The 10,979-nt window shown below is 62.3% G+C and carries 11 protein-coding genes and 1 pseudogene; all 12 read right to left on the bottom strand.

The window, feature by feature from the left end; translation table 11 throughout:
- Positions 1-233, bottom strand: a 233-nt coding sequence (locus tag BMW49_RS17590) for an ESPR-type extended signal peptide-containing protein (RefSeq protein ID WP_139205706.1), incomplete at its 3' end; no start/stop codon positions are given.
- Between the two features lie 86 nt (positions 234-319).
- The gene (locus BMW49_RS17585; protein ID WP_069518869.1) at positions 320-1,984 is read right to left on the bottom strand and encodes a ShlB/FhaC/HecB family hemolysin secretion/activation protein; all 1,665 of its coding nucleotides are present in this window, start codon (positions 1,982-1,984) and stop codon (positions 320-322) included.
- A 236-nt stretch (positions 1,985-2,220) separates the two neighbouring features.
- Positions 2,221-3,297, bottom strand: a complete 1,077-nt coding sequence (locus BMW49_RS17580) for a protein-glutamate methylesterase/protein-glutamine glutaminase (protein ID WP_069518867.1) — start codon at positions 3,295-3,297, stop codon at positions 2,221-2,223.
- The gene (locus tag BMW49_RS17575) at positions 3,294-3,809 is read right to left on the bottom strand and encodes a chemotaxis protein CheD (RefSeq protein ID WP_083251734.1); all 516 of its coding nucleotides are present in this window, start codon (positions 3,807-3,809) and stop codon (positions 3,294-3,296) included. Before BMW49_RS17575 ends, BMW49_RS17580 begins: the two co-directional genes overlap by 4 nt.
- Entirely contained in the window at positions 3,802-4,644 is an 843-nt protein-coding gene (locus BMW49_RS17570) for a CheR family methyltransferase (protein WP_170829048.1), read from the bottom strand. Before BMW49_RS17570 ends, BMW49_RS17575 begins: the two co-directional genes overlap by 8 nt.
- A complete protein-coding gene (locus BMW49_RS17565; RefSeq protein WP_069518865.1) occupies positions 4,625-5,152 on the bottom strand; it encodes a chemotaxis protein CheW in 528 nt (175 codons plus the stop codon). The genes BMW49_RS17570 and BMW49_RS17565 overlap by 20 nt, the downstream gene beginning before the upstream one ends.
- Before the next feature lie 3 nt (positions 5,153-5,155).
- On the bottom strand, positions 5,156-6,805 hold the full coding sequence (locus BMW49_RS17560; RefSeq protein WP_069518863.1) for a methyl-accepting chemotaxis protein: 1,650 nt from the start codon (positions 6,803-6,805) through the stop codon (positions 5,156-5,158).
- Positions 6,806-6,841: 36 nt separating this feature from the next.
- Complete coding sequence (locus tag BMW49_RS17555) at positions 6,842-7,390, bottom strand: chemotaxis protein CheW (RefSeq protein WP_069518861.1); 549 nt, start codon at positions 7,388-7,390, stop codon at positions 6,842-6,844.
- Positions 7,383-9,566, bottom strand: a complete 2,184-nt coding sequence (locus tag BMW49_RS17550) for a chemotaxis protein CheA (RefSeq protein ID WP_069518859.1) — start codon at positions 9,564-9,566, stop codon at positions 7,383-7,385. The genes BMW49_RS17555 and BMW49_RS17550 overlap by 8 nt, the downstream gene beginning before the upstream one ends.
- 5 nt (positions 9,567-9,571) lie before the next feature.
- The gene (locus BMW49_RS17545) at positions 9,572-9,892 is read right to left on the bottom strand and encodes an STAS domain-containing protein (RefSeq protein WP_069518858.1); all 321 of its coding nucleotides are present in this window, start codon (positions 9,890-9,892) and stop codon (positions 9,572-9,574) included.
- Positions 9,893-9,902: 10 nt separating this feature from the next.
- The gene (locus BMW49_RS17540) at positions 9,903-10,271 is read right to left on the bottom strand and encodes a response regulator (RefSeq protein WP_069518856.1); all 369 of its coding nucleotides are present in this window, start codon (positions 10,269-10,271) and stop codon (positions 9,903-9,905) included.
- A gap of 11 nt (positions 10,272-10,282) precedes the next feature.
- Positions 10,283-10,858, bottom strand: a pseudogene (locus BMW49_RS25665) (methyl-accepting chemotaxis protein); the annotation flags it as partial.
- Positions 10,859-10,979: the final 121 nt, after the last annotated feature.

Here is a 10,979-nt window from a genome sequence, read left to right as displayed (position 1 = left end):
TTGTTGCTGGCCTGGTCGATAACCATCTGCTTGGCCGTTGGCGTGCTGATCGCCCCGCTGCCGGAGACCACCTGGCCACCGCTGGGCAGGTCGGCAGCAAGGGCGAGTAAGGGGCTCAACAAGGTAGCGGCCATAATGGCCCCTGCCCCCTTGCCGCGCCGCCGGGCGTGTTCAGGGGCAACGCTCCAGGCCGAGAGGCGCAGGTTCCAGACGAGGGCGTAGCTGCGGTTCATGGCGGTTTTCCCGTAGTCGATTGGCTGCTTGCCGGTTGTGGGGCGGCGGTATTTTTTAGCGGGCTTCTGTGGGCGGTGACGGTTGGCTAGAAGTAACGAACCACTTGCGCCCAGACACGCGGGCTGCGGTCGACATCGCTCTGTGGGTCGGCGTTGCCCAGTTTCCAGGCGGCCAGCGCATTGATTTGCCAGCCATGGGCCGCCCAGCGCGCGCCCACACCTGCGCCGGAGAGGCTGCGGTGGTTGTCGTCGGCGGCCCAGGTGTCCTTGTTCAGGCGCACTTGGCCATGGTCGATAAAACTGGAGAGCTGCCAGGTATCGCTTAGCGCGTAGCGCAGTTCGAGGTTGGCCAGCCAGCCCTGGTCGCCCGAGGCCTCGCCCTGCGGGTAGGCGCGCACGCCATAAGCGCCGCCGAGGTAGAGCTTCTCCGAGCTATCCAGGTTGCCGTTGGCCCACTGGCCCTGGAGCTGGGTGTACAGGCTGAAACGATCGGTGAGGCGTTGCAGGCGTACCAGGCTCGGGTTGAGCTTGGTGAACTGGCCTCGGGTGCCGGCGCTGAGGTCGTCTGCCTGCTGCTGGTTGGCGCCGTCAAGGCTCAGGCTGCCCTGGCTCAGGGCCAGGGCGAAGCTGTTGATAGCGCCGCCGAGCAGGCCGTCGCGGCTGTTGCCATTGAGGGTCAGGGTGAGCACGCGCGAGCGTTTGTTTGCCTGGCTGTCGAACAGGTCGATGTCATCCCTGAGACGTTTGTCATCGAACTGCGCCTGGGCATACAGGCTGAAGTCACGCGTGCGCTGCAGCGGCTGAATGGCGAAGACACTGGCGATACGTGCATTGCCATGGGCGTCGAGGTCGTCGAAGTCCTTGGCCAGTTGGTAGTCCATGTCCGAATAGGCCACGCCGAACTGGGTAGCCCAGGGCCCGAGCGGTAACTGGTAGGCGACACGTCCGTAGCGCTGGTCCTCGTCCGAGCCGCTCGCGCGCAGGCTCAGGCGATCCCCCAGGTCCAGCGGGTTGTTGAGGTTCAGGGTGCCGCCCAGGCGATACTCGCCGGTAAAGCGGTTGCCGTAATTGTCGGCATCGACCGAACCGCTGAGCAGCGGGCCGCGCGCGACATCCACCTGCAGGTCGGTGGTGCCGGTTTGACTGCCGGGGCTGAGGGTGGCGCGGGTTTGCACGCCTGGGGTGTCCTGCAACAGCAGCAGGCTGCGTTCCAAGGGTGCGGCGCGTACCGCCTCGCCGGGGCTGAGCACCTTCAGTGGGACCAATGCATTGCTGTGCAGGCCCGCCTGGTTGTTGATGCGGACCTGGCCATAACGGCCTTCGAGGATGGTCATCTTCAAGACCCCCGCGTCGACTGCCTGGGCCGGGATATAGGCGCGGGCCAGTGGGTAGCCACGCTCCCGGTACAGGCGGGTGATGCGGTTGGCGCCTGCCTGGAGTTCACCGAGGGATGCCGTTCGCCCCTGCAGGTCGGTAAGCAGGGCAAGCAGTTCCTCGCGAGGGATGGCGGTATTGCCCTCGAAGGTGAAGCTGGTGATCTCCAGGGTCGGCCCGCCGGTCGTGAGCTGGTCGTCCGGGGTATCGGGCAGGTTGAGGTCGATGGCTTGCCGCTCGGGCAGTTGCAGGGGCATTTGTTCGAGGCCCTGCTGGGTCTGGCCGGAATCGGGTGCGGTAGCAGCGAGGGCGTTGCTGGCGAAACCGCTGCCAGCAGACAAGAGGGCAACGGACAACAGGCTCGTGGTGAAACGCATGGCAATCAGCTTCCTTCTGTCGATACGACCCGTGCATGCGCTGTCTGCGCACGTCGATGACGAAGAGTAGGGAGCTGTTGCGGGTGCGACTTGATAGAACTTGCGGTTTTGCGCCTCAGCCTTCGCGTCGATATTCCTTGGCCGTCGTGGTGAGACTGTCCTGGCGGGCGAGTTGGCGGTGGTGGTACTGGCGCGGCGTCAGGGCGAACAGGGGCGCGTTCCTGTTTATTGGCGTTTCAGCGCTCGCTGCGCAGCACATAGGCGGGAATCTGCTCCAGCGGGATCTCCCGGCTGACCGCGCCGAGCTTCATCGCCTCCTTGGGCATGCCATAGACCACGCAGCTGGCTTCATCCTGGCCGAACGTGAGCGCGCCTACATCATGCATCTCACGTAAACCGCGGGCGCCGTCGTCGCCCATGCCGGTCATGATAATGCCGGTTGCATTGGCTCCGGCTGCGCGGGCGGTGGAGCGGAAAAGCACGTCGACCGAGGGCTTGTGGCGGCTTACGGGCGGGCCGTCGACCACTTCGACCACGTACTGCGCACCGCTGCGTTTGAGCAGCATGTGGCGGCCACCTGGCGCGATCAGGGCGCGGCCGGGCATGACCCGATCGCCATGGCGCGCTTCGAGCACTTCGATCTGGCACAGGCCGTTGAGGCGTTCGGCAAACGCGGCGGTAAAGCGCTCGGGCATATGCTGGACGATGATGATGCCGGGGCAGACGCGTGGCAGCGAGGTGAGGATGTATTCCAGGGCCTGGGTGCCGCCCGTGGAGGTGCCGATGGCGACGATGCGCTCGGTGGTGCGGGTCATGGCGCCCTGGGCGGGTGCGAGGATGGCATCGGCGCTGAGCTTGGGTGCGACCGCTGCAGGACTCTCCGCAACCTTGCCCTTGAGTAATTGGCGGACATTGGCGCGGGCCGCGCCCTTGACCGCGTTGATCAAGTCGTCACTGGCATTGACCAGGAACTTGCTCAGGTTGGCCTGGGGCTTGGTGACGATGCTCACGGCTCCGGCAGCCAGTGCCTGCATGGTGGTGCTGGCGCCCTTTTCCGTGAGGGTGGAGCAGATCACCACGGGCGTGGGGCGTTCGGCCATGAGTTTCTTGAGGAAGGTGATGCCGTCCATGCGCGGCATTTCCACGTCCAGGACGATGACATCCGGCCAGTTGCGCTCCATCTTGCTCAGGGCAAACAGCGGGTCGGCGGCGGTGCCGATGACCTCTATCGAGGTGTCGGCGGACAATACCGCGGACAGCACCTGGCGGACGACGGCGGAGTCGTCGACGATCATGACTTTGATGGACTTCATGTAGAGGAGACTCCAGATGGGCCAGAGATCGACAGGGGAGGCGACTGCTTCAACGCCAGATGGCCACTCCAGATGTCAAAAATCAGGTTGCGATGGCCGATGCCCCCCACATGCTCGCCATGACAGATGAGACCTTGTTCGGCAACCAAGAATCTGGCCATCGCAATATTTTGCAGGCCTATGTGTTGGCGGTTACCGGGTAGCCGGGTAGGGAACATATTACCGCCACCGAATACTCTTACCTGGTACTCGGAAAAACAGGTGCCGCTGCTGTCGGCTGCGGCACGCAGCAGTCGCATGGCTTCATCGCCGTAGCGTCCGTCCAGTTGCGCGGTCGGGCGACCGCGGGTCGGCAGCATAAAGTGACACATGCCGCCCAGGCGTGCTTTCGGGTGCCAGAGCACGAGCGAGACACAGGAGCCGAGCAGGGTGCGTATGCGCGTGTTAGGGCCGCCGAAGTGATAGTCGCCAGGTCGCAGGTAGACTTCGGCGATAGCGGGGGTGTTAGTCATTGGGTTTGCGGTAGATCGACGGTTTGACGAGCTTGAGCGTGTCGTCGACGCCGTTGAGGCTTTCCGAGTGGCTGATAAAGAAGTAACCGCCTGGCCGCAGATGCTTGATGAGCCGGCTGAGCACCTGGCGCTTGGTCTCGGCATTGAAGTAGATCATCACGTTACGCAGGAAGATCGTATCGAACAGGCCGTGATCCGGTAGCGCGGCATTCAGGTTGATCTGCTCGAAGCGAATACGCTTACGCAGCGCTGGTGCGATCATCATGCGTCCGAGGTTTTCGTCGACGCCACGCAGGCAGTGTTTCACCAGCAGGTGGCGGGGGATCTCCTGGCTGTCTTCGAGGCTGTAGACACCCGTGCGTGCGCGGTCGAGGATGCGTTGGCTGATATCCGACGCGAGGATTTCCCAGGGCCTATCACCGAGTATGTCGGCCAGTAACAGGGCCAGGGTGTAGGGCTCTTCGCCGCTGGAACAGGCACCGCTCCAGATGCGCAGGGGGCGCCCATTGGGGATGGCCTCTGGTTTGCTGAGTTGCTCGCGGAGAAAGTCGAAGTGCTTCGGCTCGCGGAAAAAATACGTCTCGTTGGTGGTCAACAGGTCGACGCAGGTCTGCAGCTCTGCGGCATCTTTGCTCAGGCGCTTGAAGTAGTCGCCGTAGCTGGGCATGCCGAGGCTGCGCAAGCGTTTGCTCAAGCGCCCGGCTACCAGCGGTTTTTTCGCGTCGGACAGATGAATGCCGGCGATCTGGTGGATCAGGCGCTGGAACTGCTCGAACTCCCGATCCGACAGTGCCGCGGGCGCAAAGGCGATTGCGTCAGCGTGAGTCGAGTTCATGGGTTAACTCCCCCGCCTGATTGAGCAGCACCATCTCGTCTGCGGAGATCACTCGGCCAACGTCGAGCATCACCACCAGACGATCATCGAGCTTACCCATACCGAGGATGAAGTCGGTACGAATGCGGCCACCAAAGCTGGGCGTTGGCTCGATCTCTGCGGCTGAAAGGTCGCGCACTTCGTTGACGGCGTCGACCACCATGCCGAGTACCTGAGTGCTGCCGTTCTGTTCAACTTCCAGTATCACGATGCAGGTGCGTGGGCCGATACAGGTGGCTGCGTTGCCGAAGCGCAAGCCGAGGTCGATTACCGGTACTACGGCGCCGCGCAGGTTGATCACGCCGAGGATGCTTGGCGGCAGCATGGGCACGCTGGTCAGGTGTCCGTATTCGATAATCTCGCGTACTGCGCGAATCTCAACAGCGAACAGCTCCTTCGCCAGGGTGAAGGTCAGGTACTGTCCCGAGGGCGCTGTCGCCCCAGTGAGACGGCGTGTTTCGGCGCTCATGGCTCACTCCTGGAAGCGGGTATAACCGGCTGGCAGGCCGGCCATGTTCGTCGAAGCGTGGTCATCGCGGGGCCGGGATGAATGCACCGGTTTCGTGGGCCGACCGCCGTGTACGTTGTTTTTCTGGTGAGTGGGCGCGGCTGTGCCACCGCCGAGCTGGAAGAACTCCATCAGTTGTTGCAATTGCTCGGCCTGGCCGCTCATCTCTTCGGAGGTCGCGGCCAGTTCTTCGGAGGCCGAGGCATTCTGCTGGGTCAGCTCGCTGAGTTGGTTCATCGCGGTATTGATCTGGTTGACCCCGCTGCTCTGTTCTTCCGAGGCGGCGGCAATTTCCTGGACCAGGTCGGAGGTCTTGGCAATGGACGGCACGATCTCGTCGAGCAAACTGCCGGCGCGTTCGGCCAGGGCGACGCTGCTCTTGGCCACCTCACCGATTTCCTGGGCCGCGACCTGGCTGCGCTCGGCCAGTTTGCGCACCTCGGCGGCTACCACAGCGAAGCCTTTGCCATGTTCGCCAGCCCGGGCGGCTTCGATGGCGGCGTTGAGAGCCAGCAAGTTGGTCTGGTAGGCGATGTCATCGACGATGCCGATTTTGTCGGCGATGGTCTTCATGGCGCGCACGGTGTCCTTGACCGCCTGGCCGCCTTCGCCTGCTTCGGTTGAGGCTTTGCTGGCCATGCCGTCGGTGACGCGGGCGTTCTCGGTGTTCTGCGAGATGGAGGCGGCCATTTGCTCCATCGAGGCGCTGGTTTCCTCCACCGAGGCGGCTTGCTCGGAGGCGGCCTGGCTCATGCTCTGGGCGGTGGCGGAGATTTCCTCGGAGGCGCTGGACAGCGAGTCGGCAGAACCGCGCACTTCGGTGATGATCTGCGTAAGGCGGGTGGACATGTTGTGGATGGAGGCCAGCATGCTGCTGGTGTCACCGGGCTTGACCTTCACTTGTACGCTCAGATCACCTTCGGCAATCCGGGTCACCACCTCGGCGGCATAGGCGGGTTCGCCGCCCAGTTGCTTCAACAAGCTGCGAGTAATCAGCCAGCCCAGCAGAATGGAAACAAAGATGGCCACACCACCAATAATCATGAGCTGCAGGCGGGCGGTTATATAGAGTTCGTGGGCTTCTTCCGCGCTCTTGTCCATTAGCGCGCTCTGGTTGTCGATCATCGCGTTGGCAGCGTCCAATAGGGCATTGTTGGAGGGAATCAGCTCGTTGAAGAGGTAGGCTTCGGCTTTCTCCGGCTCTCCCAAGAGCAGGAACAAGGCATCGTAGCGATTGCCGATATCCTCCCGAGCGGCATTGAGACGCGCCATAATTTCTTGGCCTTGCGGCGTGACGATGGTTTGCTCAAGCGCTTCTGCGATTTGGGTACGACGTTCGCGGCTGGCGGCAATAAGCTCGAGGCTCTTCTTAACCGAAGCCTCTTCATTCTCGTGGAGCAAGATGTCGCGCACAAAACGCCCCTGATTCAGCGTTTCCTCCTTGATAGCCGTGGCCTGTTGGATTTTCACATAGCGGTCATTGACGATGAATTCACTGCTCTCGTTGATCGCACTCATCCTTACGATACCCAACGTCAAGGCGACCAAGAGCAAAATGATGACCGTACCAAAGCCCAGACCAAGCTTGGTTGACACACGCAGATCTTTGAACATGGTTTATTCCCTCTAGGGTGCTTGGCTGCCGCCTGGTCAGGCGGTCAATGCGTTGTTACCGCCTGGTTGGCCCGCAATCTCGGCGACCGCAAGGGCGTTTTCGATGTTCAGTACGATGATGAAATCATTGCGCTGGTGAAGCATCGCCTGGATGAATGCACTGGGAATCGGGTTGCCAAATGCGGGGGGCGGATTCATCTCGTCGGGCACCACTTCCAGAACTTCGCTGACGGCATCGACGAGAATGCCCAGCGTCTGTGCGGCTTCAGTGTCGCTGACTTCGACGATGATGATGCAGGTGCGGCGGTCCACCTGGGTTTTCGCCAAGGCGAAGCGCAGGCCGAGGTCAATCACCGGAACCACGGCGCCACGCAGGTTGATCACGCCATGAATGCAGGGGCTGACCATGGGCACCTTGGTCGGCCTGCCGTACTGGATGATCTCTCTGACACTCAGGCCGTCGAGGGCATAGCAGCGACCATGCAGCATGAAGCTGAGGTATTGCTGTCTGGGGTGTTCCGCTGTGTTGCGCTGCCCAGGCGCGTTGGCGTGAGCTCGTGGGTCGGAGGCGGTGAGCTCATTCATGGGCGTAGCTCTGCTTGGTTTCAAAGGGCACGGCGCTGCGGGGCGCGGCGAGCTGGGTCAGCAGCCTGGGGATGTCCAGAATCAGGGCGACGCTGCCATCGCCGAGAATGGTGAAACCACCGAGCACGCGGCAGGCAGCAAAGACCTTGCCCAGCGGCTTGATAACGGTCTGGAATTCGCCGACCAGTTGATCGACCACCAGGCCTGCGCGCAGACCGCCTTGCTGTACCACCACCACGCTTTCACGGCGTGGCGGGGTACTGTCGTCGTCGAACAGTTCGCGCAGGCGCACCACGGGCAGCATCTGCCCATGCAGTTCCAGGTGGCCACGCGTTATAGCGCTGTCGCTGTGCAGCTCAATGCATTCTTCGACCTGCTCCAGCGGGATCACGTAGCCGGCTTGGCCGACGTTGACCAGAAAGCCGTCGATGATCGCCAGGGTCAACGGCAGGCGGATACGTACGCGCGTACCTTGGCCAAGGGTGCTGCTCAGCTCGATGGTGCCGCGCAGGGCGCTGATGTTGCGTTTGACCACGTCCATGCCGACGCCACGGCCAGAGAGGTTGCTGACCTGGTCGGCGGTGGAGAAACCCGGCTCGAAGATCAGGTTGAAGATTTCCTGTTCCGTCAGCGTCTGGCTGTCGCTGACTAGGCCGCGCTCGCGGGCTTTGGCCAGAATCCTTTGCGGGTCGAGGCCGCCGCCGTCATCGGTGACTTCAATGATGATGTTGCCGCCGTCATGGCAGGCGTTCAGGCACACATTGCCCTGGGCGGGCTTGCCGTTCGCCTGGCGTGTTTGCAGCGATTCAATGCCATGGTCCATGGCATTGCGCACCAGGTGGGTGAGCGGGTCGCCCATGCGCTCGACCACGCTCTTGTCCAGTTCGGTCTCGCCGCCACTGATCGACAGGCTAATGTCCTTGCCGATTTCCTTGGAAACGTCGCGCACCACCCGCTGAAAGCGGTTAAAGGTCGCGCCGATCTGCACCATGCGCAGCGGCAGGGCGGAGTCGCGAACCTCTTCCACCAGGCGTGAGAGCAGCTCCGTGGCTTCCAGCATCTCGCTGTGGCCGCAGTTTTTCGCGGTCATGCGTGCACCGGCACCAGCGATGATCAATTCGCCGACCAGGTCGATCAGCTTGTCGAGCTTGTTGGCATCCACGCGGATCAGGCTGTTCTCGTTGCTGCGGTTATCCTTGATCTGTTGCTGTTTCTGCAGGGCGGCCGCGATCACCGGTGCTTGCACCAGGCTCTGCTCCATCAGCACCTGGCCGATGGGTTGTGCCTCGTCGCGTTGCTGGCCCTCAACCTGTGCCAGCAGGACTTCCTGCAGCTCGGCGGCGGTGAGTGTGCCGCAGCGCATCAGGATCTCGCCCAGGCGCATGTCTTCTTCGGGCAGCGTGCGGATCAGCTCCAGGTATTCATCCGACTTGCTGTGGGGCGGCAGAATGCGAATCAGGCTGTCCTCGCGGACGAACTCGAACGTGCCATCGATGGTGGCCTTGTCGGCGTCGCTGGCGAAGGCAATCTCGAAGCCCAGGTAGCAGGTTTCCGGGTCCATCTCGGCTGCGCTTGGCAGGCGGTCAAGCAGTGGCACGATGCTGACAATGCGGCCGAAGGTGTTCAGGTAGCGGAACAGCCCCAGGGGGTCCATGCCGTTGCGCAGGGTGTCCGGGCCGAAGCGCAGGGACAGGTGCCAATGGTCGGCACTGAGCCCCGAAGCGTTGCCACGTTCGATACGAGTGGGCTGGCTGGCTACGGGTTTGGCCGCCGTCGCGGGCGCCAGGTAATAACTGAGTTGTTCACTCAGTGTCTCGTGGGTGGCCTGTACTTCGACCTCCAGTGTGTTGAGGTCGGCGCCTGCATCGACCAGCGCAATCAGGCGCGCCAGATGATCACCCACCTGGAGAAACAGCGCTGTCAGTTCGGCATTGAACTGCAGCTCATTGCTGCGCACGCGATCGAGCACACTTTCGGCGATATGGGTGAACGCGACGATCAGGTCCAGGCCGAACAGGCCAGCCGAGCCTTTGATGGTGTGCGCCGCGCGGAAGATCGCATTGATGGTGTCTGCATCGCCTGGGGTGTGTTCCAACTGCAGCAGGGCATCTTCCATCTGCAGCAGCAGTTCCTGGCTTTCGGCGATAAAGGTTTTTAGTACCTCGTCCATGTCCATGGTCGCTACTCGCTGGCTGGCTTGATCAGGATGGGGTCGCCGAAAAAGGTGCCAAGCCCGCTCAGCTCAAAGGCCTCGATGACGGCCGGACTATGGTTGCTCAGGCGCAAGTGGCAACCGATACGGCCGGCTTCCTGTTTGGCCAGCACCAATAATTGCAGGCCGGCGCAGTCCAGTTCGTCGATGGCCGAAAGGTCCAGTTCCACTTCGGCATCGGGCGCCAGCACCTGTAGCAACAGGCCCATGTGCTCGGTGGCGCTGTAGATGCTCAAGCTGCCTTCCAGGGGGAGAATGCGATACAGGTTTTCTGCAGAGGCACTGCTCATGGCTGTGCCCTCATGGCAGGATCAACTTGGAGACCGCGGTCAGCATCTGCGCCGGTTGGAAGGGTTTGACGACCCAGGCCTTGGCACCGGCTGCCTGGCCTTCGCCTTTTTTGCCGTCACCGGCCTCTGTGGTGAGCATGATCACCGGGGTGAACTTGTAGGCTGGCATCTGCTTGACGTTCTTGACGAAGGTGATGCCATCCATATTCGGCATGTTTACATCGCTGATGATCAGGTGAACTTTGCGCCCGTCGAGCTTGGTCAGGGCGTCTTTGCCGTCGACGCCCTCGATGACCTCATAGCCGGCGTTTTTCAGGGTCATGCCCACCACTTGGCGGATTGAGGCGGAGTCGTCGACGATGAGAATGGTCTTGGCCATGAACGGTGTCCTCAGAAGAACGTAATGTCAGAAGCGCTGCTGGCCGCGGGGGTGGTGCGGCCATGGTGGATGGCATGTTGTTCGGGGGTGGTGTAGGTGTGCGACAGATCATCCAGCCAACTGCGGGCATCGACATGCTGGCCCGGCTCGCTCAGGCGCTGCCCCAGTTTGTCGATGTCGTCGCGTATGTGGCCGAGCATCTGGCTGACCCGGTCCTGGAACTGCAGGGCAACCAGGACCTCGGAGATTTCGTCGCCGACGGCCTGGTTCTGGCTCTGCAGGACATTGCCGTGCTCAACCAGGTGAGTGACGCCTGTACGGAAATCTTCGATGACCTGGCGAATCACCTGGCTGGCGCTGCCCAGGGTGCCGGCGTCGCGACTGGCGTGTTCGTTGGACACTTTCAGGGTGTTTTCGATGGCGGCGCTGACCGTTGCGATGGTTTCGCCGATACGCCGGCCGGTTTGTTCCGAGCGCGTGGAGAGCGTGCGCACCTCATCCGCGACCACGGCGAAGCCGCGGCCCGCCTCGCCGGCCCGCGCGGCTTCGATGGCGGCATTGAGCGCCAGCAGGTTGGTCTGCTTGGCGACGTCGCCGACTTCCTGGGCCATGGCCCTGAGTTGCGTGGTGAAACTGTTCAGGCTGACGACTTCGGCAAGCAGCGTCTCTTTACTGCTGAGTGCCAGGCGCAGCTGGCTGACGATGCCT

Origin of the sequence: Pseudomonas cuatrocienegasensis (assembly GCF_900110925.1) — a bacterium.
GTDB lineage: Bacteria > Pseudomonadota > Gammaproteobacteria > Pseudomonadales > Pseudomonadaceae > Aquipseudomonas > Aquipseudomonas cuatrocienegasensis.
Note: the sequence above shows the minus strand (reverse complement) of the source record. Positions and strands in the feature narration are given on the sequence as shown.